Raw genomic sequence first — 25,712 nt, forward strand, 5'->3', positions numbered from 1 at the left:
GGCTGTTCTCGTTGGATCGGATTCCGATCACAGGATCACATCGACCTGCTGCGAATCTGGCCTGGTCATCCAGCAAATGGCGGCTGCCGTACTAGAGAGGACGCCCTTCATGGGGCGCGGACAGTTACAGGGCGGCGGGCGGCCTCCCGTACCAGCCAGTGATGACCTTGACCAGGTTCACGATGTTCTGCGTCCGCATGATCGGTGCGGAGGCGTTCGGCTCGAAGTCGCCGCCCGCGTCGCTGATGCGTCAGATGCTGGTCTCGGTGACTGGGGCAGCCATGTGGGGGTCGAGGCGCTTGAAGAACGCGGTGATGTCATCGAGCTCGGCGGGGTTGTCGCCAGCGCGCAGTTTCGCGGAAGACGCCGCCCAGGACGCGCAACATGCCCACTGAGCCGAGCAGCGAGGTCTTCGAAGGTGTGGAAGCCGTAGGTGTCGCGGATCTCCCACGCGTGTTCATAAGCTGTCATCTGCCGCTGGATGTAAGCCTTGACGCACGAGGGATCGGCGATCTTCAACTGCTCGGCCAGATGATCCACCACTACCCACGGCACATCCAGCGGATCTTCCAGGAACAGCCCCTTGTACCGCACCGTGGTGATTTCGCCGCCTGGTGCGAGGCCGACACCGCCTGCACGCTGCACGGCCGCGACGTCGGTGCGGCATGGCGGGCGCTGGTGGTCGCCGCCGACCGGGTACCGGTGCCGGTCAAGGGCGAGCAGGCTGCCTACAGCGGCTTCGACCTGAAGACCGCCGCGCTGCCGCACCTGGTCTCGCCGGGGACGGTGGCACCCGCTCGGCTGCGCGGGCTGGCCGGTCCCCGTCAGGAACCCGGTCCAGCCGATCCCGGTCCAGGCCCTGCCGCCGATGCTGGGCGCGGGCACCTGGACCGACTACGCCGACACCGCCGATCTCGCCATGCGCGTGCCAGGCTCCTCCACCGTCCGCTTCGACGGGCACGGCCACGGCCTGTACCTCAGCGGCGACGCCTGCACGATCGCGCACGCCAACAGGTACCTGGTCTCGCTGCGCCTGCCGCCGCCCGGCACGGTCTGCCGCCCGCAGTGAGGCTCAGGTGTCGGGGAAGGCGAGGCCGCGGACCTTGCGGACCGCCCGGCGCAGGATGGTGCGGTCGCGCTCGCGGCCGAGCCGTACGGCCTCGCGCCGCCATCGCTCCGCCTTCTCCCGCCACCGTTCCGCGTCCCGCCTGCCCTTGCCCGCCTCCCTGCGGAGCTGGGTGACCTCGGCCTGCAGGGCGGCGGCCCGCTTGCGCAGGCGGGCCAGCTCCTTCTCGTGCTGCAGGGCCAGGCGGCGGCTCTCGGGCACCGGCCGCCTGCGCGGCGGGTAGACCGGCGGGCGCGGTTTGAACCCCCACGACTCGCCGTCCACCCACTCCACTCCGAACAGCTCGTGGATCAGGTCGTCCAGGTCGTCGCCGGGCTCGCCGACCAGCTCGGCGCGGGCCACGGCGGCGGTCCGCTCCAGGCGGGCGGTGAGCACGCCCTCGCGCGTCTCCTCCAGCGCCACGCAGAGCAGGCCGCCGTCCTGCTCCTCCAGGTGGGTGACGAGCCGTTCGAGGGTGTCGTCGGCCGGGACCCAGCCGGGCGGCAGGCGCAGCCTGAACGGCGCGTCGCCGGGGCCGGGCGTGAGCCGTACCCTCGGGTCGTGCTCGAACTGGGCGTGTACCAGGCGCAGGTCCAGGAGCGGGTCGCCGAGCGGCGAGCGGCGCTCGCCGGTGAGCGCGTCCCAGTCGCCGAGCACCGTGACCCGCACGTCCGGCAGCGTCGCCGCCAGCAGCCCGTCGACGCTCGCCCGCACGTCCTCGTAGGACGCGCCCCGCGCGTCCACCACCGCGTCGACGTACGGCACCAGCCACTGCCGCCCCGCGTCCAACCGCAGATACCTCCGGTACGGCACCCGATCGGCGACGAACGGATCGTTGTACCGCTTGAGCTCCGCGAACGACCGCATCGCCGTCGGCAGCCCCACATGCCAGGCCCGCGACGCGGGTTCGGGCACGAACACCGCCCCCCGCTGCGTCAGCCGGTACCCGAGCTCGGTGTCCTCGGCCAGCACCAGCGAGGTGTCCAGCCCGCCCGCCGCCCGCAGCAGCGCCGCCGGGTAGGACACGGTCGCGCCCACGTGCACCCGCGAGGCCAGCGCGCTGGGCGCGGCCCGCAACCCGTCATGCTGCTCGATGATCTTCTCGGCCCATTCGTGCCGGTGCGCCGACAGATGGAACAGCTTGCCCTCGTGGCCGCCCTCCAGCGCCTCGCGCACCTCGCTGGGCGCGGGCAGCTCACCGCGCTCGGTGAAGTCGATCCAGCCGAGCACCACCAGGTAGGGGGCCAGGTGGTGCCAGCGCATCTGCGCCTCGACGTGCCGCCGGTGCGGGACCATGTCGGAGTCGAGCACGAACACCACGTCCCCGCCGGCCGCGTCGGCGCCCGCCTGCACTGCCCAGGCCCGCCCCCAGCCGCCCTCGGGGCTGGGCAGCACCCTGGTCCTGGCGGGGGCCAGGGCGGGCACCCGCAGCGGTACCCGGCTGCCGTCGTCCACCACGATCACGTCCAGCAGGTGCGCCGGGTAGCTCTGCGCGGACAGCGCGGCGAGCGTGAGGTCGAGGGTGTCCTGGCAGTCCAGGGAGGGGATCACCACGGTCACCGTGAGGCTTGGCTCCCATCGGCCGAGCTCGGGCGGGGTGAGCGAGCCGAAGTCGTTGCGTCTGATCCTGGGCGTGCCGGTCATCCGCGCGGGCTCCCCTCTGGCAGCTCCATCAGCGCGCTGGGCTGGAACCCGCGCCACTGCCGCCGGTTGCGCTGCAGGAAGGTGCCGATCGGCTCCTGCCAGGTGTGGTTGGCCGCGGCGCCGCGGCGCAGGATGTAGCCGAGGCCGTGGGTGCGGTAGATCTGGCCGCCCGCGGCCTGCAGCGCCTCCTGGAACTGGGTGTCCACCGAGCGCGGCAGCGGCCGGAACCCGCCGACCGCCTGGAACGCCGACCGCTCCACCAGGATGGTGCCGCCCGCGACGAAGCTGGTGATCTGCTCGGTGATCTGCCTGCGGTGCACGGTGACGCCGATCGAGGCCAGGTAGACGAACTCCGGCACCGTGCCGACGACCTGCGCCCCCGAGTAGGAGTGGGCGAGCAGCAGGTCGGACAGGAAGTCGGGGCCGTACCAGTCGTCGTCGTCCATCTTGAGCAGGAACGACCCCGAGGCGCGGCCCGCCGCGTCGTTCAGCACCTCGCCGAACACCGCGGTGCGCTCGGCCTCGTACACGGTGAGCGGCCGGTCGAAGGCGGCGATCGCGGCGGCGACGTCGGGGTGGCCCCGCGGTACGCCGTGCAGGGCGAGGATCACCTCAAGCTGGGCGCCGCGCTGGCGGGAGACCTGGTCGAGGGCGAAGCCCACCATGTCGGCCCGGCGGGTGGCCAGCAGGACCGAGGTCAGCGGCGGGACGGGCGCGGGCGCGCCGAGCTGCTCCCAGCGGGCGGCGACGCCGTGCGTGCGCAGCGCCTCCCGGCGCAGCCTGATGCTGTGCTCCTCGCGCCGCAGGTCGTCGGCCAGGTCGACGGGCGTGGTGAGCAGCTCGGTGAGCCGCCCGCCGAGCGCGCCCGCCCAGCGCGGGACCGCGTCGGCGACCAGCGGCACCCCGGCCGCGGCCAGCCCGGCCAGCACCCGGACGGCGGCCAGCGGCCCGCTGTGCGCGTGCTGCCAGTCGATCGTCACCCCGCGCACCTGCCGGAGCCTGGCCACGTCGGCGTCGGTCACGCCGCCGGAGTTGGCGAACGTGACGAGCGGCTTGCCGTCGAGCACCACCGACCAGCGGCCCGCGTCCTCGCACAGCCTGGCCAGGCCGCGCGACGGGGTGGTCACGAACCCCTGCGGGTTCACCAGGCGCTCGTCCACCGGCGGGACCATCGACGGCTCGGCGAGCACCTCGGGGTCGGCGACCGCCAGCTCCGAGCCGCCGGGACGGCCCAGCCGCTCCCAGCTCGCCGCGCTGACCGTGGGCCGGTCCACGGGCGCCTCCTCGCCGGCCCATTCGGCCTGCTCGTCCTCGGGCAGCCCGGCGTCGGCGGCGTCGAGGGTGCGCAGCACCACGTCGCTGCCGGGCGCGCCGACCCGGTTCGGCACGGGTCCGCCCAGGTCGGCGGGGGTGGCGTTGGGATCGCCCGGCCGCCAGTCGGCGGCGCCCACCCCGGCCAGGGCGGCGGCCGGCGCGGCGATCACATCCAGCCGCTGCCCGGCGAAGGCACGCGCGGTCGCGGCCACGGTACGGCCGGCGGGCGCGGGCGCGGAGAACCGGGCGTCCACCACCCACGCGCGGCTCTTCGGCTGGTAGACGCGCAGCTCGGTCAGCGACCGCCAGCGGTTGGCCGGGGTCGGCATCGGCACCGGCGCCGGGTGCGAAGGCGGCGCGTCGGCCACCCCCACGACGACCCGCTCGGCGTCCGGCATCAGCTTGTGCAGGGTGGCCGCCCTGCGCAGGTCGGCCGGGGTGCCGGCGAGGACCAGGACCTCGCTCACCGTGCCCTTCTCCGCGGGCGCCTCCAGCAGGTCCCGGTCCAGGTCGACGACCCGGGCGGCGCCGTCCACGGCCAGGTCCAGCCCGGCCAGGTACACGTGCACGCGCGGACCGCGGGCCAGGGCCTCGCGGACGAGGTCGTCGATCATCCGGCGCTCCTGAGGTGCCTGATCAGCGAGCCGAGCCCGCCTCCGGTGTCCTTGTCCTTGTCCGGCGGGGGCGCGGACAGTTCCTCCACCCGCGCGGTCAGCCGCGCCACCTCCGCCGTCAACGCCTTGATCTCCTTCTGCCGCTCGGTGGCCACCGCCCGCCACTTGGCCGGGTCGCCGGCCAGCGGTCCGGCCTCGGCCGCCGTGCTGAAGTCGTACTCCTGGCCGCTCACCCACATCGAGCCGAATGTCTGGTCCACCAGGTCGTCGTGGTGGTCCTGGGTGAGCAGGCGGGCTCTGGCGAAGGCGGCGGTGCGTTCCAGGCGGGCGGTCAGGACGCCCGTCTCGTGCTCGTCGAGGGCGACGCTGATCAGGCCGCGGATGTCGGCGTCGGCCAGCCGTACCAGCCGGTGCAGGGTTTCGGCGCCCAGGGCCCAGCCCGCGGGCACGGTGAGCAGGAACGGGGTGGGGGCCGCGGTCGTGGGCGCGGCCTCGGCGAAGTCCACCCGCGGCTCGTACCGGTAGAGGTTGTGCAGCAGCCGCGTCTCCAGCATCGGGTCGTCCAGGCTGGAGCGGCGCTCGCCGGTCAGCTTGTCCCACGGCCCGACCAGCGTGACGGCCACGTCGGCGAGCGTCCCGGCCAGCGCGGAGTCGACGGTGGCGCGGGTGGGCTCGTAGCCGCCGGCCTCGACCACGACCCTGACGTACGGCACCCGCCACTGCCGCCGCGGATGCCCGCGCAGCCAGCGCAGCTCGGGGATCAGGTCGCCGAGGAAGGACCAGTTGTGCCGGTGCACCTCCTTCTCGCGGCGCATCACCGTGGACTCCCCGACATGCCAGCTGCGCGCCAGCGGCTCGGGCACGAACACCGCGCCCGCCTGGGCCAGCCGGTAGCCGAGCTCGGTGTCCTCGGCCATGTTCAGCGAGGCGTCCACGCCTCCCGCCGCGCGCAGCAGCCGGGCCGGGACGGAGGTGGTGGCGCCGGTGTGCACCAGGTAGGCGCTGGGACCCGCGTCCTTCAGCATCCTGGTCTCGGCGTGGATCCTGGCGGTGTACGCCCGGCCTTCGCCCTCCGGCGGCAGGTAGGACCCCTCGAACACCTCGCGCGCCGAGGGGGCGGGCAGCGGCACGAACCGGATGTCGCCGATCACCACCGCGTACCCGAGCACGTGGTGCCAGCGCATGTGCGCCTCGATGTGCTCCCTGTCCAGGATCATGTCGGAGTCCAGCCAGTGGATCACCTCGCCGGTCGCGGCCAGCGCTCCGGCCTGCCGGGCGGCGCCGCGCCCCCAGCCCTCCGGCACGCGTACGACGCGGGTGCGGGCGGGGGCGATCGGCGGCACCCGCAGCGCGGGACGGCTGCCGTCGTCGGCCACCACCACGTCGAGCAGGTCCGCCGGATAGGTCTGCACGGCCAGCGCGGCGAGTGTGCGATCGAGGGCGTCCTGGCAGTCGTAGGCCGGGATCACCACGCTGACCGACAGCTCGGGCCGCCAGTCCCCGATCGGTGGCGGCTCGACCGAGCCGTAGTCGTTGTGCCTGATCGGGGGTGAGGCGGGGGTCATACCGTCTCCTCGGCCTCTCGCCGTCGCAGCGCGCGGATCTCCGCGCCGAGTTCCTCGACCTCGCGGGCCCTGGCCATCGCGTTGACCCGGTCCTCGCCGAGCGAGGCGAGGATGGCGGCCAGGTCGTCCGCGCGTCCGCCGGTCGAGGCGGTGACGGATTCGGTCAGCCGGTCGATTCTGGTCTCGATGCGTTGGAAAGCGGTGGCGGTACGGGCGAGATCGTTCTCGACCCGCTTTACCCGGAGATCGATCCGGTGGGTCCTGCCGTCGATTCTGCGGACCGTCAGAACGGCGAACGCGAGCGCCGCCATCATGATCAGAAATGCGCCGGTGGCGGCGGCGGAACCAAGTGGCAGAACACCGGTGGACGTGAGGACTACCAGCGCGGCGAGCGCCAGACCTCCGAGGACCGCGGTGGCCGCTGTCAGTCGGCGGGGCGTAAGCATCCGCGCGTGTGCCTTCCGTGAGTCAACGCCACAAGGGCGCAGGGATATTGGGGGGATATTTACACCTTAGTAAACAATTCCCCCTACCGTGCCATAGGTTCCTGAGCGAATCCTGGGAATCCCTGGTTCTCCGAGTTTCGCGAACGCGCATTCACCAGGGCATCCTTGATGCCGATCTTGGAGGGCGGAGACAGGTTCTAGGTCAAAGCGGCGTAAGGTAGGCGCCGACTGAGATCGACCGGTCGAGGAGCGCGCCCCATGACAGCCACCCCCTTCGTCGCCGCGCAGGGGAGCGCGGGAGCGGCGGGCTACACGCGCACCCCGGAACACGATCTGGCGCCCCTGCGCTGGACGGCGGACGGCTGGAGCGCCGAAGGCCACGCCCTCGACCCCGCGGCCCTGCGCCCGCTGCGCGGCCTCGACCTCGCCTGGCCCGGCCACCAGGTCCCGCTGGACGACGTCCTGCGCCTGGCCCACGCCGGAGTGCCGCTGACCTCGGCCCACGTCCCCGGCTGGGTGCCGGGGGAACTGGCCGCCCTGCTGACCGACCGCGCCTGGCTGGCGGTCCGCCCCGACGGGTCCGCGCGCTGCCTGGCCGACCTGCGCCGCGAGGAGCACAGCGTACGGCTGCGCCGCCTGGCCCCCCGCCCCGCCGAGCCGCCCACGGTCAGCGTGGTGATGAGCAGCAAACGACCCCACCTGCTCGGCTTCGCGCTCCGGCAGATCGCCCGGCAGCGGCATGTCCGGGTCGAGGTCCTGCTCGGCCTGCACGGCATCGAGGGCCACGAGGCGGTCGGCAAGGCCCTCGCCGACTTCCCCCTGCCGATCACCGTCGTCTCCGCGAGCCCGTCGGTGCCCTTCGGCGAACTGCTCGACCGGGCCGCCGCACGAGCCGGCGGGGAGTTCATCGCCAAATGGGATGACGACGACTGGTACGGCCCCGAGCATCTGGCCGATCTGCTGCTGGCCAAGCGGTACTCCGGCGCCGACATCGTGGGCACCGCCGCCGAGTTCTTCTACCTGGAGCCCCTCACCACCATGATTCGCCGGACCTCCTACCGCAGCGAGGTGTGGACCGACTTCGTGGCCGGTGGCACGATCCTGCTCGACCGATCCCGCTTCCCCGGCTTCGAGCCGCTGCCGCGCGGCGTCGACGCGGCCCTGCTGAAGTCCCAGCAGGCACAGGGCGCCCGCATCTACCGCACCCACGGCCTCGGCTACGTGCTGCGCAGGTCCGTGGCCGGCTCGCACACCTGGCAGCTCCCGCTCGCCCACTTCCTGCGCGTCCAGACCAACCAGTGGCGCGGCTTCAAGCCGAGCCTCCTGCTGGAGACCGCATGACTGCGGTGCCGCGCGTCAGAGGCAACGACTACCGGACGCTGACCCCGCCCGAGCCTGGGACCTGGACGCCGTCGCTCAAGGTCAGTGTGATCGTCCCCGCCTACGGCGCGCAGGACAAACTGGACCTGGTCCTGGCCGGACTGGCCCGCCAGAGCTACCCCGCCGAGCTGACCGAGGTCATCGTCGTCGACAACGGCAGCTCCCCGCCGCTGCGCCTGCCCGCCCTCGCGCCGCCCGGCGCTCGCCTGCTGGTCTGCGACGACGCGGGCCGGGCCAGCGCGCGCAACGCCGGACTGGCCGCCGCCACCGGCGACGTGATCCACTGGCTCGACTCCGACGTGGTGCCCACCCCCGGCGCGGTCGAGGCGCATATGCGCTGGCACCACCTGGCCCCCTACCTGGTCGTGACCGGCTACATGCGCTTCACCGAAGCCGACCTGCCCACCCCCGGGCAGGTCGCGGCCGGAGACCTGGAGGCCCTCTTCGAGCCCGCCGAGCCGCACGGCTGGATCGTCGCCCTCGTCGACCGCACCGACGGCCTCACCGACAACCCGAAGCGCCCCTTCAGCCTGCACGTCGGCGGCGCCACCTCGGTCAACGCCAGGCTCGCCGCCGCCGCGGGCCCGATGGACGACGGACTGATCCTCGGCCAGGACACCGAGATGGGCTACCGCCTGGCCCAGGCCGGGGCGGTCTTCGTCCCCGAGCCGCTGGCCCGCGCCTACCACCTCGGCCTGACCATGCGCATGCGCGACAAGGCGCCCATCGACCGGGTCAGCCACGCCTTCGTCGCGGACCGCATCCCCGCCTACCGCTGGCTCCGCGCCCATCCCGCCCGCCAGTGGAAGGTCCCCTACGCCGAGGCGATCGTCGAAACCGGCCGCGGCACCTCCTACGAGGACGCCCGCGCCACCGTCGACGCACTGCTGGCCGGAACGGTCCCAGACGTGTCGGTCACACTCGTGGGCCCGTGGGACGACCTGGAACGCGAACCGCGCGCCCCCCTGAAGGCCCACGACCTCGACCTGATGCTGATCGAAGGCCACTACGCCCACGAGGGCCGGGTACGGCTCGCCCGCTCGCCCGTCCCCGAACCCGCCGTGCCGTACGTGCTGCGGACGCCCGTCGGGTGGGTGCCCGGCGAGGACACCCTGGCCAGGCTGCTCGAACTGGCCGAGGAGGGGCAGGGGCTGGTCAGCGTGCTGCTGGAGGAGTCGGCCGCAGGGATCGTGGCCGCCCGGCTGGAGCGGACCGCGGCGTTCGCCAGGGCGGCGATCGTGGCCCGGCCCGGCGAGGACCTCGACGACGTGGTGGACGAGGTGTTCGGGGTGCGCTGGGTGGAGGGCGAGTCCTACGGGTTCGTGCCCGCCGCCGACGCGCCACGCGTCCCCGGGCGGCGCGGCGCGTACCGGGCCAGGACCGAGGCCGAGGCGGAGGCGGTCCGGCTGGCCGCCGAGGTGGAGCGGATGCGGGCGCAGGTCGCCAGGTGGCGCGAGGAGGCGGGGCGCTGGCGCAGGACCACGGTGGAGCTGCGCCGCGAGGTCGGCACGCTGCGCCGCCAGCTCGCCGCCGCCAGCAGGGTCCAGCGCAGCCTGCGCACCGTCCTGGGCACCTCCATCAAACGGGCCCTGCGCAAGAACCTCCCCGACTGACCTGGCGCGAGAGCGCCTTGCCTCGCGGGCGCTCAGTCGGGGCGGAGGGCCGACTTCAGGCGCTTCAGCAGTGTGCGCTCTGTCGGCACCTGCGCGGGGCGCGGCGCATCGGGCTTGACGGCGGCAACGGAGGGCGCGGCCGTGGGCGCGGGAGGAGCGGCCGGGGGAGCGGGCGGAGGCCAGTAGCGGTCCGGGTCGGCGTGCCGTACGCCGTGGGTGCTCGCGATGACGTCGTCCAGGTCGGCGGCCGGGCCGGCCAGGTGCAGGGCGCGGGCCAGGGCGGAGGTGCGCTCCAGGCGGGCCGTGCGGCCGTCGGGCAGGTCCACGACCAGGACTCCGGTCAGGTCCTTCTGCACCGTCTCGACCATCCGCTCCAGCGTGCGCCGGTGCAGCGGCACGTCCACCGGCGCCACGTACCGGAACGGCGTGGGCGCGGGCGTCGGCGCCGCCTCGTCGATCATCCTGATCCGGTCGTCGTAGGCGTACAGCTCCCGGATCAGCCGCAGCTCGAAGCAGGCGTCGTCGAGCACCGACCGCCGCCCGTCCGGCAACGACGTCCACGGCCCTACGAGCGTCACCACGACATCCTGCAGCGTGCCGCCGAGCGCCGCCGCCACCGCCTGCCGTACCACCGGCTCCGGGGCGCCGGTCACGTCCAGCACGATCTCGACGTACGGCACCAGCCACCGCCGCCCGCCGTCCTTGCGCAGATCCCGGCGGAGCGGGACCCGATGCGCCAGGTACGGCTCGACCGCCCGCACCACCCGGTCCTTGTCCCGCCGCTGCGCGGGCAGCCCCAGGTGCACGGCCTCGGCCGCGAGGTCGGGCACGAACACCACGCCGTGCATGGCCAGCCGGTAGGCGAACTCGGTGTCGCCGCCGCGCAGCACGTTGGGGTCCAGGCCGCCGACCGCATGGAAGATCTCGCGAGGCAGGGCCAGGGTCGGCCCGGTGCACACGTGGTACGGGTTCCTGCTGGCCCGCAGGCCGTCGGTCTTGGCGATCGTCGCCTCGGTCGAGCTCGGCACCGCTGCCGACAGGTCGAACAGCTCGCCCAGGCTGCCCGCCTCGAAGACCTGGCCGGGCGTGAGCGGCGGGACGCCGACGAACCTCTTCATGCCGATGGTGACCAGGTAGTCGGTCAGATGGTGCCAGCGGGCCAGCGCCTCGATGTGCTCGCGGCAGGCCACCATGTCGGCGTCGAGCCGCTGGATGATCTCGCCGTCGGCGGCGTTGGCGCCGGTGTTGACCGCGTGCGAGATGCCCCAGCCGTCCCGGGTGGGCACCACGCGGGTGTTGCCGGGCCTGATCTCCGGCAGGCGGATCGGCGGCTCGCTGCCGTCGTCGACGACCACGACCTCCAGGAGATGCTCCGGGTAGGTCTGCGCGGCGAGCGCCGCCAGGACCAGGTCCAGGTGCTCACCGCCGTGCGCGGGGATCACCACGCTGACCGAGAGGTCCGGAGTCCAGGCGCCGAGTTCGGGCGGAGTCAGCGCCGAGAAGTCGTTCTGCCGCATCACAGGACGCGCGTTCATGATGTTAGAGCCCTCCCCGTCCCCTGCGTCAGACCATATCGGGGGATGCTGAGTATTTCCTGAGGAGTCTGTCCATCAGATGGACGCCCCAGCACCGACTCGGGCCGGTTGCCCGTAAACTTTGTGCACAAGACCGCAGGTAGTCGGGCAGGAGTAATCATGACCAGGGCATGGCGTGGCCTCATCGAGGAGTATCGAGACCGTCTTCCGGTCAGCACGACGACGCCCGTGATCACGCTGCTCGAGGGCGGCACGCCGCTCGTCCCCGCGCACCGCGTCTCCGCGCTCACCGGCTGTGAGGTGTACCTCAAGGTCGAGGGCGCCAACCCGACCGGCAGCTTCAAGGACCGCGGCATGACCATGGCCATCAGCAAGGCCGTGGAAGCGGGCGCCAAGGCGGTCATCTGCGCCTCCACCGGCAACACCTCCGCCTCGGCCGCCGCGTACGCCGTGCGCGCCGGGCTGACCTGCGCGGTCCTCGTGCCGCGCGGCAAGATCGCGATGGGCAAGCTGGCCCAGGCGCTGGTGCACGGCGCCACGCTGCTGCAGGTCGAGGGCTCCTTCGACGACTGCCTGGAGATGACCCGCAAGCTGTCGGAGAGCTACCCGATCGCGCTGGTCAACTCGGTCAACCCGTACCGGCTGCAGGGCCAGAAGACCGCCGCCTTCGAGATCGTCGACGCGCTGGGCGACGCGCCCGACATCCACTGCATCCCGGTGGGCAACGCGGGCAACATCTCCGCCTACTGGATGGGCTACCAGGAGTACGCCACGGACGGCGTCTCCTCGCGGACGCCGCGCATGTTCGGCTTCCAGGCCAGCGGCTCGGCGCCCATCGTGAACGGCGCCCCGGTCGCCCACCCGCACACGATCGCCACCGCGATCCGCATCGGCAACCCCGCCTCCTGGCAGCTCGCCGAGGCCGCCCGCGACGAGTCCGGCGGCGACATCCAGGCGGTCACCGACCGGCAGATCGCCGCCGCGTACAAGCTGCTGGCGCAGGAGGAGGGCGTGTTCGTCGAGCTCGCCTCGGCCGCCAGCGTCGCCGGCCTGCTGCAGGCGCACGCCCAGGGCCGTATCGAGCGCGGCAGCCGCGTGGTCTGCACGGTCACGGGCAACGGCCTCAAGGACCCCGACTGGGCGATCTCCGGCGCTCCCGCGCCGGTCACCATCCCCATCGACGTCCACGCCGCCGCCTCGGCGCTCAACCTCGCCTGATCTTCCGCTTTCTCTCCGGTACGGCACGCGGCGGCTTCCGCGTGCTGTACGGGCCCCGGTGTTTCGAGGAGATGCATGACCGACTGCAGGGTCGTCGTCCGGGTTCCGGCGACGTCGGCCAACTTGGGCCCCGGATTCGACTCCCTCGGCCTGGCGCTCGCCTTCCACGACGAGGTCGAGGCCGAGCTCTACACCCCCGCCGGCGGCGCGCGCGAGGTGAAGGTGCACGTCGAGGGTGAGGGCGCGGGTGAGCTCGACCTGGGTGAGAGCCACCTGATCGTCCAGGCGATGCGCGCGACGTTCGAGCGGATGGGCGCCGCGCAGCCCGCCGGGATCAGGCTGCGCTGCCACAACCGGATCCCGCACGCCAGGGGGCTGGGCTCGTCCTCGGCCGCCATCTGCGCGGGCATCCTCGCGGCCCGCGCGCTCGCCCGCGGGCCGTACACAGGGGTCGGCGCGCTCGGCTCTCAGCGAACAACGGACCTCGGCGACGACGAGGTGTTCCAGCTCGCGACCGAGCTGGAGGGGCATCCCGACAATGTCGCGCCCTGCCTGGCCGGCGGGCTGACCATCGCATGGACCGAGCATGAGGGTCCTGCGCGTATGGTGAAACTGGTCCCGGATGCGAGAATCCGCCCGGTCGCGATCGTTCCCGCGACGCGGCTGTCAACGGAGACCGCTCGGGGGCTGCTTCCGAAGGACGTGCCCCACAAGGACGCATCCTTCAACGCCGGACGGGCCGCGCTGCTGATCGCGGCGCTCACCCAAAGGCCGGAAAGCGGGTTGCTGCTCGCCGCGACCGAGGATCTGCTGCACCAGAACTACCGCGCGCCTGCGATGCCACAGAGCGCGGATCTGGTAAAACGTCTGCGTGCAGTGGGCGTGCCCGCGGTCGTCTCGGGAGCGGGTCCCACGATCCTTGCGTTTTCGACATCGGATACGCAGGATTTGATCGCGCCACAAGTGGGTACTGACTGGCACATCCAGCAAATGGACGTCGACCCATATGGTGCGAACGTTCAGGTCCCCGAGACACGCTGATGCCTCTTTAGACCTTCAGGGAATAGCCGTGTGCGCTGGTGATGTTAGGCTGGTAGCCGCACCAGATGCCCCCTTGTTGGGTGCGTGCTTGTCAGCCACACATCGCTGCATCATGCTTCACGTCGCGAGGCGTGGGCGGCATGGCTGTCTCCCCGAATCCGTTGCCTCCGGTTGGCCCACACCCGGTTGGCGCAACGTGAGGCGGCGTATACGGGGATCCGCGCGCTCGAAGCACACTCGACATCTGGCTGGCGACAGCAATCTGGGGGGTGCCCTCCAAGCGCCACGTTCCTGTGGCGGTACGGACTCACCCCTCCCCGAAAGTGGCGGCCGTCAACGGCGGCCGAAGATCGCGAAGTGCACCCCGACCCGGTCTGTCCCGCCGGATCGACAGCACCTCCGGGAACGATCGGCGATCATGGCCGACGCCCGACCCCTGGGAAGGACCCTTTAGTTGAGCGACACCACCGAACTCCTCTCCGACGCTTCCGGCTCACCTGCGCAGCCCGCGTCCGGCGACACCCCCACCCGCGCCGCGGCCAAGCCGCGTGCGCGTCGCTCCGGCACCGGCCTGTCCGCGAAGGTGCTGCCCGAGCTGCAGAAGATGGCCGCCGAACTGGGCATCAGCGGCACCGGGCGCATGCGTAAGAGCCAGCTCATCGCGGCCATCCAGGAGAAGACGGGTGGCTCCGGCGACAGCGCGGCCCCCGTCGTCGAGGCTCCCGCCCCTGTGGCCGAGCCGGCGCCCGCCGCCGCGGAGCGCCCCACCCGTAGCCGCAGGGAACGTTCCCGCGCGGCCACCGCCGAGCCCGTCGCCGAGCCGGCCGCCGCTCCCGTCGCCGCGGCTCCCGCCGCCGTCGCCGAGCCCGCCCCGGTCAAGGCCGAGGCGGCCGCCGTCGCGCACGCCGAGCCCGTGGTGGAGCAGTCCGCCGACGCGGGCCAGGCCGACACCCGCGCCGAGCGCGGCGAAAGCCGTCGCGAGCGTGGCGACCGCCGTGGCAGGGACCGCCGCGAGCGTGGCGACCGTGGTGACCGTGGCGAGCAGCGTACCGACTCCGGCGAGCGCACCCGTAGCGACAGCCGCGCCGACTCGCGTGTGGAGTCGCGTTCCGACTCCCGCGCGGACTCGCGTTCCGACTCCCGTGGTGACAGCCGCGGCGATGTCCGTGGCGACTCCCGTGACGGGCGCGGTGACTCGCGTGACGGCCGCGCCGACTCGCGCGGTGACTCGCGTGACTCCCGTGGCCAGGACCAGCGCGGTGGCGACCCGCGGGGCGGTGACCCGCGGGGTGGCGCCGACGACGACGATCGCGGTGGCCGTGGCCGTCGTGGCCGCTTCAGGGAGCGCAACCGTGGCCGTGGCCGCGACCGCTTCGACAGCAACGAGCCCGTCATCGGCGACGACGACGTGCTCATCCCGATCGCCGGCATCCTGGACATCCTCGACAACTACGCGTTCGTCCGGACCAGCGGCTACCTGCCCGGCTCCAACGACGTGTACGTGTCGCTGGCCCAGATCCGCCGCAACGGCCTGCGCAAGGGCGACGTCATCACCGGCGCCGTGCGCCAGCCGCGCGACGGCGAGCGCCGCGAGAAGTTCAACGCGCTCGTCCGCCTCGACACGGTCAACGGCATGGACCCGGAGCAGGCCCGCAACCGGCCCGACTTCAACAAGCTCACGCCGCTGTACCCGCAGGAGCGGCTGCGCCTGGAGACCGAGCACAACATCCTGACCACGCGGATCATCGACCTCGTGTCGCCGATCGGCAAGGGCCAGCGCGGTCTCATCGTCTCGCCGCCCAAGGCCGGCAAGACGATGGTGCTGCAGTCGATCGCCAACGCGATCACGCACAACAACCCCGAGTGCCACCTGATGGTCGTGCTCGTGGACGAGCGTCCCGAAGAGGTCACCGACATGCAGCGGTCGGTGAAGGGCGAGGTCATCCACTCGACCTTCGACCGTCCCGCCGAGGACCACACCACGGTCGCCGAGCTGGCCATCGAGCGCGCCAAGCGCCTGGTGGAGCTGGGTCACGACGTGGTCGTCCTGCTCGACTCGATCACCCGTCTGGGTCGCGCCTACAACCTCGCCGCCCCGGCGAGCGGGCGCATCCTGTCCGGTGGTGTCGACTCGACCGCGCTCTACCCGCCGAAGCGTTTCTTCGGCGCCGCGCGCAACATCGAGAACGGCGGCTCGCTGACGATCCTCGCCACCGCCCTGGTCGAGACCGGGTCGAAGATGGACGAGGTCATCTTCGAGGAGTTCAAGGGCACCGGCAACATGGAGCTCAAGCTCAACCGCTCCCTGGCCGACAAGCGCATCTTCCCCGCGGTGGACGTCGACGCGTCCGGCACCCGTAAGGAAGAGATCCTGATGGGCAAGGACGAGCTGCAGATCGTCTGGAAGCTGCGGCGCGTGCTGCACGCCCTGGACATGCAGCAGGCGCTGGAACTGCTTCTGGAGAAGATGAAGGAGACGAAGTCCAACGCGGAGTTCCTCCTCCAGGTCCAGAAGACCACGGTGAGCAACGACCGGGACTGACCCCGGCGGCGTAACGGAAGGGGCGGCGGGCCTGGTGCCCGCCGCCCCTTCACGCGTTTCTCTGCCCCGGGGTTCTGGGGCCGGGACCTACTTCACGTCGACGAACTTCTGCGCCGACAGCGCGCTGTACGTCTTGCTGGTGCCGGGCACCTTGACCCGCCAGTAGCCGTCCGCCTTCTGCTTGACCGACTTGGCGAACTTGCCGGTCGAGGTGGCCTTGACCAGGCCGATCAGCTTGTACTTCGCGCCCTTGGTCTTCTTCTTGAAGTAGACCTCCACGACCTTGCCCTTGTAGGCCTTGGAGCCGCGGTAGACCTTGCCGCTCACCTTGAAGGCCTTGCCCGCGGTGACCTTGGCGGGGGCGGTGATGGTCGCCCTGGCCTTGGTCTTCTTCGAGCTGCCGCCCGAGGGGGCGTTGACCGTGAAGGAGCCGACGCCCTTGAGCGAGCGGCCACCCCTGCTCGCGGTGACCTCCAGCTTCCAGTCGCCGGGCGCGGTGTCGTCGCTGAAGAACGTCTCGCCGCTGTAGTAGCCGTTGCCGTCGACCTGGAGGCTGCCGAGGTCGTAGTACTCGTTGGTGTCGTCGCTGACCAGCTGGGCGCTGACCGAGGTCGCGTCCTTGACCGAGACGGAGACGCTGACCTTGACCTCCTTGCCCTTCTGGAGGTTGACCGGGTTCGGGTCGACGGTGGCGCCGGTGATGGTGCTGTCGCCCGAGACGGTCACCGAGAAGGTGTTGGAGGACTCCGCGCCCCCGCGCGAGACCTTGAGGTTCAGCGTCCAGTCACCGGTGGGGTCGTCCTTGCCGATGGTGAACGTGCCACTGCCGGACTGGCTGGTCGGCAGCGGCTGGCCCTCGCTCGGCGCGGTCGGCGGGCTGTAGCTGATCGAGACGGCCCTGGCGCTCTTGCCGGGCGGCGTGATCTCGGCGCTGACCGAGGCCGTTCCCGGAGCGGACTGGGTGCCCAGCGGGTCGCGCAGCTGGAAGGCGATGCTCGCCTGGGTGTCGCCGCTGGTCGGGATGACGGTCCCGCTGGCCGTCACGCCGGAGATGTCGTTGCCGGCCGTCGTGGCACTGGCCGCCGACAGGCTCGCGCCCGTCAGCAGGACGGCCGCCCCCGTCGCGGTCGCTACTAGCAACCGCAGCCTTCTCATCATGTGATGGGCCCCCTTGCATCGGTTTAAACGTGAGAAATGTTACGGATTGGACATCGGAGCCTAGTGTGGCGGAAGTGACTCGTCCATCGGTTCGCCAGTGTTCGTCGGGGGAATGCCTCGTGGCCTGGGTTGGTTGCAGCATCTGGCACACTGGTAGCTGAACCGATGCGGTTCCGGTTCCCGCCCGCGCGCACCCGTGTGCGACAGCGCGCATGCCGTACGCAAGAGATGGCGACCCGGCGACCGCGCCCCGAAAGGATTAGCGATGAAGCGCGACATTCACCCCGATTACCACCTGACCCAGGTGACCTGCACCTGTGGCAACAGCTTCAGCACGCGCAGCACCGCCAAGAACGGCGTGATCCACGCTGACGTGTGCTCCGCCTGCCACCCGTTCTACACGGGCAAGCAGAAGATTCTGGACACCGGCGGCCGGGTGGCGCGCTTCGAGAAGCGCTTCGGCAAGAAGGCCGAGAGCAAGTAGCTCCCTTGACGCCGACCTGGAATCGCTCTTCTCGGGCGAGCCCAGGTCGGCGTTCTTGGTGAAAAGGCCGGCAAAACGACGTAAGGACGCACGGTGAACCTCGACGAGTTGCTCAGTGAATACACCGAGCTGGAATTGCAGCTCGCCGACCCCGCCGTGCACGCGGACCAGAACAAGGCGCGCACGCTGGGCAAGCGCTACGCCGCGCTCACCCCCATCGTCGGCACCTACCGCGAGCTCGACGCCGTACGCAACGACCTGGCCGCCGCCAGGGAGCTGTCGGCCGAGGACGAGGCCTTCGCCGAGGAGGCCACCGAGCTCGAAGGGCGCATCCCCAAGCTGGAGGAACGCCTCAAGCACCTGCTCATCCCGCGCGATCCCAACGATGACAAGGACATCATCATGGAGATCAAGCAGGGTGAGGGCGGCGAGGAGTCGGCGCTGTTCGCTGGCGACCTGCTGCGCATGTACCTCCGCTATGCCGAGCGGTGCGGCTGGAAGACCGAGGTCATCGACGCCCAGCACTCCGACCTCGGCGGCTACAAGGACGTCACCGTGGCCATCAAGGCCAAGGGCGACGAGGGCGTGTGGTCCCGGCTCAAGTACGAAGGCGGCGTGCACCGCGTGCAGCGAGTGCCCGTCACCGAGTCGCAGGGCCGCATCCACACCAGCGCCACCGGCGTGCTCGTCTACCCCGAGGCCGAAGAGGTCGAGGTGCAGATCGACCCCAACGAGCTGCGCATCGACGTCTACCGCTCCAGCGGCCCCGGCGGCCAGAGCGTCAACACCACCGACTCCGCTGTGCGCATCACACACCTGCCCACCGGCACCGTCGTCTCCTGCCAGAACGAGAAGAGCCAGCTCCAGAACAAGGAGTCGGCCATGCGCATCCTGCGCGCCCGGCTGCTGGCGATCGCCCAGGAGCAGGCCGAGGCCGCCGCCCAGGCCGAACGCAAGTCGCAGGTCCGTACCATGGACCGCTCCGAGCGCATCAGGACCTACAACTTCCCCGAGAACCGCATCTCCGACCACCGCGTGGGCTTCAAGGCGTATAACCTCGACCAGGTCCTCGACGGCGAGCTCAATGCCGTCACCCAAGCCCTGATCGATGCCGAGATGGCGGAGAAGCTCGCCGCCCACTCCTAAAAGAGCCATGACCTTTCTGCTGGACGAGATCGCACTCGCAACTGCCCGGCTGGCCGAGTCCGGGGTGCCTTCGCCGCGCACCGACGCCGAAGAGATCGCGGCCTTCGTCCACGGCGTGCGCAGAAGCGAGCTGCACACGGTCAAGGACGCCGACTTCGACGCGCTCTTCTGGGAGGGCGTCGCCCGCCGCGAGGCACGCGAGCCCCTGCAGCACATCACCGGGCACGCCTACTTCCGCTACCTGGAACTGCAGGTCGGCCCCGGCGTCTTCGTCCCCCGCCCGGAGACCGAGGTGGTCGCCGGCTGGGCGATCGAGCGGCTGCGCGAGATGGACGTCGCCGAACCGCTCGTCGTCGACCTCGGCACCGGCTCCGGCGCGATCGCGCTGTCCATCGCCCAGGAGGTCGCGCTCGCCCAGGTACACGCCGTGGAGGTCGACCCCGACGCCTACGGCTGGGCCAAGCGCAACATCTCCGAACACGGCCAGGGCCGGGTCACCCTGCACCCCGACGACCTGGCTCAGGCGCTGCCCGAGCTCAACGGTCGCGTCGACCTGGTGATCTCCAACCCGCCCTACATCCCGCCCGGCGCCATCCCGCGCGACCCCGAGGTCCGCGACTACGACCCCGACCGCGCCCTGTACGGCAGCGGCGCCGACGGCCTCAACGAGGTCAGGGCCGTCGAACGCACCGCCCGCAGACTCCTCAGGCCGGGCGGCTGGGTAGCCGTCGAACACGCCGACGAGCAGGGCCAGTCCGTCTACCTGATCTTCCCTGAGGAGAACGGCTGGCGAGATGTACGCCTTCGCCAGGACCTCACCCGCAGGGACCGTTTCGTCACCGCCAGGTTCGGCCAGGAATAGGATGCACGCCGTGGGACGACGCTATGACTGCGCGGACGCCGAACAGCGCGCCGCTGGCCTGACCGACGCGGCCTCCGCCGCACGCCGCGGCGAACTGGTGGTGCTGCCGACCGACACCGTGTACGGCATCGCCGCCGACGCCTTCACCCCCTCCGCGGTCGCCGCGCTGCTCGAGGCCAAGGGCCGCGGCCGCGACATGCCCCCGCCCGTCCTCGTCGGCACCGTACGCGCCGCCAACGCCCTGGTCGAAGACCTCGGCCCGTACGGCCAGGACCTCATCGACGCGTTCTGGCCCGGCCCGCTGACCATCGTGTGCAAGGCCAACAGGTCGCTGTCGTGGGACCTGGGCGATACCAAGGGCACCGTGGCGCTGCGGATGCCGCTGCACCCCGTGGCGCTCGACCTGCTCAAGGAGACCGGGCCGCTGGCCGTCTCCAGCGCCAACCGGTCCGGCGCGCCCGCCGCCACCACCGCCGAGAACGCCGAAGAGCAGCTCGGCGAGGCCGTCGCCGTCTACCTCGACGGCGGCCCGTGCGCCGACGACATCCCCTCCACCATCGTCGACCTGACCACGGCCGTACCTCGGCTGCTCAGGAAGGGCGCCATCCCGGTGGAGAAGCTGCGCGGCATCATCGGATACGTCGCCACCGACTGAACCATGCCGTCTGCTTATCCCTGAAGCGGACTACCGCCCCCTCCACCTACCGTGAAGCTGATCGAGACTTCCGGGAGACGGCCATGGGCAAGTTCGACGGGATGGACCCGGCACTGGTGCGCGACCTGCTGGCGGAGACGTCACGCGCGGCTGTCCAGATACGGACGGTCGAAGGGCGCATCACCCAGCTCATGAGCGGGGCCGGGCTGGCCACCCCCACGACGCACCGGCCCGCCCAGGTGGCGGACGCGTGCGAGGAGATGGTCCGCGACGTCACCTCCCGGCTGGCCCTCCTGGAGAAGAAGGAACCCGACAGAACCGGAGACCGGTCACCGTCGTCCGGCGACACCGACCCCGGCAAGCAGCCGCCCTCGAACGACCCTTCCGCCAAGGACCCGTCCTCAAAGCAGCCCTCCTCGCCGGAGCCTGCCAAGGACACGCCCACCGAGCAGCCGAAGGCCGATCCGCCCAAGCTTCAGCACGACAAAGTGGACCAGGAGGTCCGGGCCGCCGAGGAGCGCAAGCCCGTCGAGGTCGACAGCTCGAACGACAAGACCCCACCCACGGACAAGGGCACCTCTGCCGACACCGAGCGGGACAAAGGCACGCCTGCTGACCCTGAGAAGGACAAGAGCGCCCCAGCTGACGCTGGGAAGGACAAGGGGACGCCTGCCGACACTGGGCGCGACAGAAGCGCTCCAGCCGATCCGGGGAAGGGTACGGTCGCGCCCGCGGACAGTGAGCCGGGGAAGGATGTCCCGGCCGGCACTGAGCGGGACACCAGTGTGCTGGATACGCCTAAGAAGGACCACCCGGACGACGCCGACGGTGTGGATGGGCGCAAGCCGCAGGTGGTCATGGTGGACGGGGTCAAGGTTCTGCAGGTCCCGCTGAACCCGCCCACAGCCGACGAACTCGCCGCGCTCCTGGAGAACGCCGACGACGCCCGCCCCATGGACATGCCCACAGTCTCGGACGACACCCGCCCTGGCCAGGTCGACCCAAGCCCGGCCGACCCCTCACGCAAACCCGACCACCCACTCCTCGACACCGTCGGCCCGGCCAACGACCAGACCATCCAGCCCCCGGACGACAGCGCGTCCAGCCGGACTTCCACAGGGGGTGGCGCGTCGCTTCCAGGGGCGGGGGTGGCTGATTCCTCTCGTACGGACTCGTCTTCCGCTGGGCCGGGAGTGGGCGGTGCGTCGCTTCCAGGGGCAGGGATGGCCGATTCCTCACATGCCGACTCGACTTCCGTAGGTGTCGGAGGGAGTGGTGCGTCCCTTTCTGGGAGCGGGGTGAGTGGCGGCTCAGTGGGCGCGGGTGTTGAGGGGGGTGCCAATGCTCGGGTGGAGGCTGGCGGGGGTGGCACCGCGAATGATGGTGCTGGGGCGCGGGCGGTGTGGGTGAGTGATGGGAGTGACGTGGTGTCGGTGGATGTCCAGCCGCCTTCGCCTGAGGCGTTGAAGGTGCTGGCCGACAATGCGCGGGAGATCGAGCCGCTGGACATGCCGGATGTGCGGGTTCCGGCGGGGGAGTGGGGCAAGGGGCAGTGGGTTCCGGAGGACATCCGGCCTGATGGGCCTGCGGGGTCGGTGGCTCCGGGGACGCCGAACACGCCGATCGATCCGCCTGGGCAGCAGGCGGGCGAAGGGGTGCAGCCCACGGCGGGCGGCTCCGCAGGCGACACCAGCCTGGGGGCGGCGGGTGGCGGCACAGATCATCGGAACGATACGAGTGCCGGTGACACTCGTACCGACGGCGGACACGACGCCCGTGCCGATGGTGGCAGGGCGGCGAGTGCCGTTGGTGGAAGTGCGGCGAGTGTTTCCGGCAGTGCTGGCGAGGCGGGGGTTCTGGGTGGCGGCGGGCCGCGCGTGTGGTGAGTGCCGTCGCGGGGTGGGCCGATGACGGGAGTGATGTGGTGTCGGTGGATGTCGAGTCGCCTTCGCCGGAGGCGTTGAAGGTGCTGGCCGACAATGCGCGGGAGATCGAGCCGCTGGACATACCGGATGTACGGGTTCCGGCTGGGGAGTGGGGCAAGGGAGATTGGGTACCCGAGGACATCAGGCCCGACGGGCCGCCAGGGTCGGTGGAGCCTGGGATGCCGGGTAGGCCGATTCCGCCACCGGGCGGTTGATGCTTGGACTGTCCGACCGGACACCAGCCTCGCCGTACGCGGGGGAAGCGGATTCCGCCGCCTGGGCGGGGCCGCAGGGTGGCAGGTTGTGGAGGTCTTGGGCGGGTGGAAGGGATTTGTCGGTAGGGGGTTTGGTGGGGGCGCAGGGTAGGTGAGGGAGCGGTACGGGTTCGTTGGTAGGGGTTGAGAGGAGAGTTTGGATGTATGTCGATCCGCCGGCGCCGCAGCCCAGGCAGCCTGGTGAGACGCCCCCGACCACGGGAGCGGGGCCGCTGGACGGGCAGCCCAGGGCGTGGGAGTTCAATCCCGACTACCAGCGCCTGGTGAACGCCTGGCACGCCGTCATCCCCATGCTGGAGACGCTCGGCGACGCCCTGGACAAGGCCTACGGGCTCGCCAGGAGCCCGCAGACGTGGGACGCGCCTGTGGGAGCGCGGTACGTCGAGGACATCGCCGAATGGCGCAACAGGCTCGGCCTGTACCGCCAGGCGGTGCTCACCGCGATCAGCGACCAGGCCGCCGACACACCCCGCTGGGTGCCGAGCCCGGTGGGGGCGCCACACGCTTTCTCCTGACCCTGACGCGGAAAACCGGACACCCAGGCTTACAGTGGGGAAATGGGTGCACGCGATGACTACGGGCCTGACTTCGGGCTGCTGCAACGGCAGGACCCGGAGATCGCCAGTGTGCTCCTCGACGAGATCGCCCGGGTACGCGGCGGCCTCCAGCTCATCGCCAGCGAGAATTTCACCTCGCCCGCCGTCCTGGCGGCGCAGGGCTCGACACTGACGAACAAGTACGCCGAGGGCTACCCGGGCAGGCGCTACTACGGCGGCTGCGAGGTGGTGGACCGAGCGGAGCGGCTGGCGATCGACCGGGCGCGCGCGCTGTTCGGCGCCGAGCATGTCAACGTCCAGCCCCATTCGGGCGCCTCCGCGAATCTGGCCGCGTACGCCGCCCTGCTGCAGCCGGGCGACACGGTGCTGGCGATGGCGCTACCGCACGGCGGTCACCTCACCCACGGCTCCAAGGTCAACTTCTCCGGCAAGTGGTTCGACGTGGTGGCGTACGGCGTCCGCCGCGACACGGAGTTGATCGACTACGACGAGGTCAGGGATCTGGCGCTGCGGCACCAGCCCAAGATGATCATCTGCGGTGCGACGGCCTACCCGAGACTGATCGACTTCTCGGTGTTCAGGGACATCGCCGACGAGGTGGGCGCCTGGCTGCTGGCGGATGTGGCGCACACGGTCGGTCTCATGGCGGGCAAGGCGATCCCGTCGGCCGTGCCGTACGCGGATGTGGTGACCTTCACCACGCACAAGACGTTGCGCGGGCCGCGCGGCGGGGCGATCCTCTGTTCGGCGGAGCTGGCCGCCCGGATCGACCGTGCCGTGTTCCCGTTCGCGCAGGGCGGGCCGCTGATGCATGTGGTGGCGGCCAAGGCGGTGGCGTTCCTGGAGGCGTCGCGGCCGGAGTTCGCCGGGTACGCGCGGCAGGTCGTGGCCAACGCCAAGACGCTGTGCGACACCCTCGCCGCCGAGGGCATGCGGCCGGTCTCGGGCGGTACGGACAGCCATCTGGCGCTGATCGACCTGCGGGATCTGGGGGTTACAGGCGCGGAGGCGGAGCGCAGGTGCGTGGCGGCGGGCATCACGCTCAACCGCAACGCCATCCCTTACGACCCCGAACCGCCGACGGTCACCTCCGGCCTGCGGGTGGGCACTCCGTGCGTGACGACTCAGGGCATGGGCGCGGGGGAGCTGAAGGAGGTGGGCAGGTTGGTGGCACAAGCAGTGAAATACCCGGAAACGGCGTCTGAAGTGCAGGAACGTGTTTCCGCGCTCGTGGCGATACATCAGCCATATCTCAGCGAATTATAAGCTGTTCTGTGTCGATTTCCGGTCACAGCTGGCCGGAGCATCCGGGAAACTAGGTCCGTGCGCGAATACATGTTCATGGCGCTGGTCGCGGCGGCGATGACCTACCTGCTGGTTCCGCTGGTCCGCCGGTTCGCCATCCGGATCGGAGCCATGCCCGAGGTTCGCGATCGGGACGTGCACACCACGCCGACCCCACGCCTGGGCGGGCTCGCGATGTACGGCGGGCTGGTCCTGGGGCTGCTGGTGGCCAGCCAGTTGCCGAAGACCGGTGAGGCGCTCGGCCAGGACAAGACCGTCATCGCGCTGATCGCGGCCGGCGCGCTCATCACGCTGACCGGCTTCCTCGACGACTGGTGGGGCATGGACGCCTTCATCAAGCTCGGCGGGCAGATCGCCGCGGCCGGCGTGCTGGTCTATTTCGACCTGCGCCTGACCTACATCCCGCTGCCGCAGAGCTGGGGCGGCTCGACCGGCCTCGACTACACGCTGAGCACGGTGATCACCATCATGGTGGTGGTGGTGACCATCAACGCGGTCAACTTCGTCGACGGGCTGGACGGCCTGGCCGCGGGCATCGTCGGCATCGCGGCGGTGGCCACCTGGACCTACTCCATCTTCCTCGACCAGGTCGTCGACGGAAACCGGATCAACGCCACCGCGGCGATCACCGCGGTGCTGATCGGCATGTGCCTGGGCTTCCTGCCGCACAACTTCCATCCGGCCAAGATCTTCATGGGGGACACCGGGGCGATGCTCATCGGCCTGGTGCTCGCCTCGTCGCTGGTCACGGTGACGCCGGTGGACCCCTCGACCATCGAGGGCATCAACAAGTTCCCCGCGATCCTGCCGCTGCTGCTGCCGGTCGCGGTGATGGTGCTGCCGCTGACCGACCTGATCACCGCCGTGGTTCGCCGTACTTCGTGGGGCATGTCCCCTTTCGCGCCCGACCGCGGCCACCTGCACCATCGGCTGCTCGACATCGGCCACTCGCACCGGCGCACGGTGCTGATCATGTACGCCTGGACCTCGCTGTTCGCCTTCGGCCTGGTGGGCATGTCGGTGGTCACCGTCCCGGTGATCCTCTTCCCGGTGGTGATTCTGCTCGCACTCGGCGTGCTGGTGCTGATGGCGCTGCCGCGCTGGCGGGGGCGCGGGGGCGCGCACGCCGCCACCCGCAAGGACCAGCCCGACGACGACGACGGCCCCGCGACCGGCCCGATGCCGCCCATCCGCGGGGACACCCCCGTCGTACGGCAGCCGCCGCCCCCTGTTCAGCAACGCACCTCCAGTGAGGACACCGCCGTCATTCCGGTGTTCCCCGGCCGTTCATGATCGCCAACTAGAAAAAGCAGGTAAAAGTGCTACTT

Annotated in this window: 20 protein-coding genes and 1 pseudogene; 14 read left to right on the forward strand and 7 right to left on the reverse strand. The window is 71.1% G+C overall.

Features of this window, described 5'->3' with window-relative positions:
• Positions 1-177: 177 nt before the first annotated feature.
• The gene (locus ABZ911_RS23295) at positions 178-768 is read right to left on the reverse strand and encodes a DUF4158 domain-containing protein (RefSeq protein WP_358059363.1); all 591 of its coding nucleotides are present in this window, start codon (positions 766-768) and stop codon (positions 178-180) included.
• 61 nt (positions 769-829) lie between these two features.
• Between ABZ911_RS23295 and ABZ911_RS23300 the strand changes: the two are divergent.
• Positions 830-1,069 (forward strand): annotated as a pseudogene (locus tag ABZ911_RS23300) (alpha/beta hydrolase); the annotation flags it as partial.
• Between the two features lie 3 nt (positions 1,070-1,072).
• Here the strand turns inward: ABZ911_RS23300 and ABZ911_RS23305 are convergent.
• Genes ABZ911_RS23305 through ABZ911_RS23320 form a run of 4 tightly spaced genes read right to left on the reverse strand, consistent with a single transcriptional unit; the run spans position 1,073 to position 6,556 of the window.
• Complete coding sequence (locus ABZ911_RS23305) at positions 1,073-2,749, reverse strand: glycosyltransferase (protein ID WP_358059365.1); 1,677 nt, start codon at positions 2,747-2,749, stop codon at positions 1,073-1,075.
• Complete coding sequence (locus ABZ911_RS23310; RefSeq protein ID WP_358059368.1) at positions 2,746-4,677, reverse strand: glycosyltransferase family A protein; 1,932 nt, start codon at positions 4,675-4,677, stop codon at positions 2,746-2,748. The genes ABZ911_RS23305 and ABZ911_RS23310 overlap by 4 nt, the downstream gene beginning before the upstream one ends.
• The gene (locus ABZ911_RS23315; protein WP_358059371.1) at positions 4,674-6,242 is read right to left on the reverse strand and encodes a glycosyltransferase; all 1,569 of its coding nucleotides are present in this window, start codon (positions 6,240-6,242) and stop codon (positions 4,674-4,676) included. The genes ABZ911_RS23310 and ABZ911_RS23315 overlap by 4 nt, the downstream gene beginning before the upstream one ends.
• On the reverse strand, positions 6,239-6,556 hold the full coding sequence (locus ABZ911_RS23320) for a hypothetical protein (protein ID WP_358059374.1): 318 nt from the start codon (positions 6,554-6,556) through the stop codon (positions 6,239-6,241). The genes ABZ911_RS23315 and ABZ911_RS23320 overlap by 4 nt, the downstream gene beginning before the upstream one ends.
• Before the next feature lie 390 nt (positions 6,557-6,946).
• Between ABZ911_RS23320 and ABZ911_RS23325 the strand changes: the two genes are divergently transcribed.
• Both ABZ911_RS23325 and ABZ911_RS23330 read left to right on the forward strand, forming a co-directional pair.
• Positions 6,947-8,029, forward strand: a complete 1,083-nt coding sequence (locus ABZ911_RS23325; RefSeq protein WP_358059377.1) for a glycosyltransferase family A protein — start codon at positions 6,947-6,949, stop codon at positions 8,027-8,029.
• Positions 8,026-9,681 (forward strand): glycosyltransferase, encoded by a 1,656-nt coding sequence (locus tag ABZ911_RS23330; RefSeq protein ID WP_358059380.1) that lies wholly within the window; start codon positions 8,026-8,028, stop codon positions 9,679-9,681. The genes ABZ911_RS23325 and ABZ911_RS23330 overlap by 4 nt, the downstream gene beginning before the upstream one ends.
• Positions 9,682-9,713: 32 nt before the next feature.
• On the opposite strand, the gene ABZ911_RS23335 is transcribed toward ABZ911_RS23330, so the two are convergent.
• Entirely contained in the window at positions 9,714-11,216 is a 1,503-nt protein-coding gene (locus ABZ911_RS23335) for a glycosyltransferase (RefSeq protein ID WP_358059383.1), read from the reverse strand.
• A 159-nt stretch (positions 11,217-11,375) separates the two neighbouring features.
• On the opposite strand from ABZ911_RS23335, the gene thrC reads away from it, so the two are divergent.
• The 3 genes from thrC (at position 11,376) to rho (ending at position 16,017) form a co-directional block, all read left to right on the forward strand.
• A complete protein-coding gene (thrC, locus tag ABZ911_RS23340; protein ID WP_358059386.1) occupies positions 11,376-12,434 on the forward strand; it encodes a threonine synthase in 1,059 nt (352 codons plus the stop codon).
• Between the two features lie 75 nt (positions 12,435-12,509).
• Positions 12,510-13,475, forward strand: a complete 966-nt coding sequence (gene thrB, locus ABZ911_RS23345) for a homoserine kinase (protein ID WP_358059389.1) — start codon at positions 12,510-12,512, stop codon at positions 13,473-13,475.
• 454 nt (positions 13,476-13,929) lie between these two features.
• Positions 13,930-16,017, forward strand: a complete 2,088-nt coding sequence (gene rho, locus ABZ911_RS23350) for a transcription termination factor Rho (RefSeq protein ID WP_358059392.1) — start codon at positions 13,930-13,932, stop codon at positions 16,015-16,017.
• A gap of 87 nt (positions 16,018-16,104) precedes the next feature.
• On the opposite strand, the gene ABZ911_RS23355 is transcribed toward rho, so the two are convergent.
• The gene (locus ABZ911_RS23355) at positions 16,105-17,175 is read right to left on the reverse strand and encodes a hypothetical protein (RefSeq protein WP_358059395.1); all 1,071 of its coding nucleotides are present in this window, start codon (positions 17,173-17,175) and stop codon (positions 16,105-16,107) included.
• 265 nt (positions 17,176-17,440) lie between these two features.
• Here ABZ911_RS23355 and rpmE point away from each other — a divergent pair, with 265 nt between their 5' ends.
• From rpmE to ABZ911_RS23395, 8 genes are all read left to right on the forward strand, one after another.
• Positions 17,441-17,659, forward strand: coding sequence for a 50S ribosomal protein L31 (gene rpmE, locus ABZ911_RS23360; protein ID WP_358059398.1), 219 nt, complete (start codon positions 17,441-17,443; stop codon positions 17,657-17,659).
• 93 nt (positions 17,660-17,752) lie between these two features.
• A complete protein-coding gene (gene prfA / locus ABZ911_RS23365) occupies positions 17,753-18,805 on the forward strand; it encodes a peptide chain release factor 1 (protein ID WP_358059401.1) in 1,053 nt (350 codons plus the stop codon).
• Between the two features lie 7 nt (positions 18,806-18,812).
• Complete coding sequence (gene prmC, locus ABZ911_RS23370; protein WP_358059404.1) at positions 18,813-19,667, forward strand: peptide chain release factor N(5)-glutamine methyltransferase; 855 nt, start codon at positions 18,813-18,815, stop codon at positions 19,665-19,667.
• Positions 19,668-19,677: 10 nt separating this feature from the next.
• A complete protein-coding gene (locus tag ABZ911_RS23375) occupies positions 19,678-20,322 on the forward strand; it encodes an L-threonylcarbamoyladenylate synthase (RefSeq protein ID WP_358059407.1) in 645 nt (214 codons plus the stop codon).
• 83 nt (positions 20,323-20,405) lie between these two features.
• Positions 20,406-22,208 (forward strand): hypothetical protein, encoded by a 1,803-nt coding sequence (locus ABZ911_RS23380; RefSeq protein ID WP_358059410.1) that lies wholly within the window; start codon positions 20,406-20,408, stop codon positions 22,206-22,208.
• A 454-nt stretch (positions 22,209-22,662) separates the two neighbouring features.
• Positions 22,663-23,037, forward strand: a complete 375-nt coding sequence (locus ABZ911_RS23385) for a hypothetical protein (RefSeq protein ID WP_358059413.1) — start codon at positions 22,663-22,665, stop codon at positions 23,035-23,037.
• Between the two features lie 42 nt (positions 23,038-23,079).
• Complete coding sequence (gene glyA, locus ABZ911_RS23390) at positions 23,080-24,345, forward strand: serine hydroxymethyltransferase (protein WP_358059416.1); 1,266 nt, start codon at positions 23,080-23,082, stop codon at positions 24,343-24,345.
• A 57-nt stretch (positions 24,346-24,402) separates the two neighbouring features.
• Entirely contained in the window at positions 24,403-25,677 is a 1,275-nt protein-coding gene (locus ABZ911_RS23395; RefSeq protein WP_358059419.1) for an MraY family glycosyltransferase, read from the forward strand.
• The last annotated feature ends 35 nt before the right edge of the window (positions 25,678-25,712 follow it).

It is taken from the genome of Nonomuraea sp. NPDC046570 (assembly GCF_040645915.1).
In the GTDB taxonomy this organism is placed as follows: Bacteria; Actinomycetota; Actinomycetes; order Streptosporangiales; family Streptosporangiaceae; genus Nonomuraea.

Coding starts and splice junctions, on each gene's coding strand:
- rpmE (WP_358059398.1), top strand. CDS start 17,441: ATGAAGCGCGACATTCACCCCGATTACCACCTGACCCAGGTGACCTGC.
- ABZ911_RS23315 (WP_358059371.1), bottom strand. CDS start 6,242: ATGACCCCCGCCTCACCCCCGATCAGGCACAACGACTACGGCTCGGTC.
- thrC (WP_358059386.1), top strand. CDS start 11,376: ATGACCAGGGCATGGCGTGGCCTCATCGAGGAGTATCGAGACCGTCTT.
- ABZ911_RS23355 (WP_358059395.1), bottom strand. CDS start 17,175: ATGATGAGAAGGCTGCGGTTGCTAGTAGCGACCGCGACGGGGGCGGCC.
- prmC (WP_358059404.1), top strand. CDS start 18,813: ATGACCTTTCTGCTGGACGAGATCGCACTCGCAACTGCCCGGCTGGCC.
- glyA (WP_358059416.1), top strand. CDS start 23,080: ATGGGTGCACGCGATGACTACGGGCCTGACTTCGGGCTGCTGCAACGG.
- ABZ911_RS23380 (WP_358059410.1), top strand. CDS start 20,406: ATGGGCAAGTTCGACGGGATGGACCCGGCACTGGTGCGCGACCTGCTG.
- ABZ911_RS23305 (WP_358059365.1), bottom strand. CDS start 2,749: ATGACCGGCACGCCCAGGATCAGACGCAACGACTTCGGCTCGCTCACC.
- ABZ911_RS23320 (WP_358059374.1), bottom strand. CDS start 6,556: ATGATGGCGGCGCTCGCGTTCGCCGTTCTGACGGTCCGCAGAATCGAC.
- ABZ911_RS23330 (WP_358059380.1), top strand. CDS start 8,026: ATGACTGCGGTGCCGCGCGTCAGAGGCAACGACTACCGGACGCTGACC.
- ABZ911_RS23310 (WP_358059368.1), bottom strand. CDS start 4,677: ATGATCGACGACCTCGTCCGCGAGGCCCTGGCCCGCGGTCCGCGCGTG.
- ABZ911_RS23325 (WP_358059377.1), top strand. CDS start 6,947: ATGACAGCCACCCCCTTCGTCGCCGCGCAGGGGAGCGCGGGAGCGGCG.
- thrB (WP_358059389.1), top strand. CDS start 12,510: ATGACCGACTGCAGGGTCGTCGTCCGGGTTCCGGCGACGTCGGCCAAC.
- ABZ911_RS23335 (WP_358059383.1), bottom strand. CDS start 11,216: ATGAACGCGCGTCCTGTGATGCGGCAGAACGACTTCTCGGCGCTGACT.
- ABZ911_RS23385 (WP_358059413.1), top strand. CDS start 22,663: ATGTATGTCGATCCGCCGGCGCCGCAGCCCAGGCAGCCTGGTGAGACG.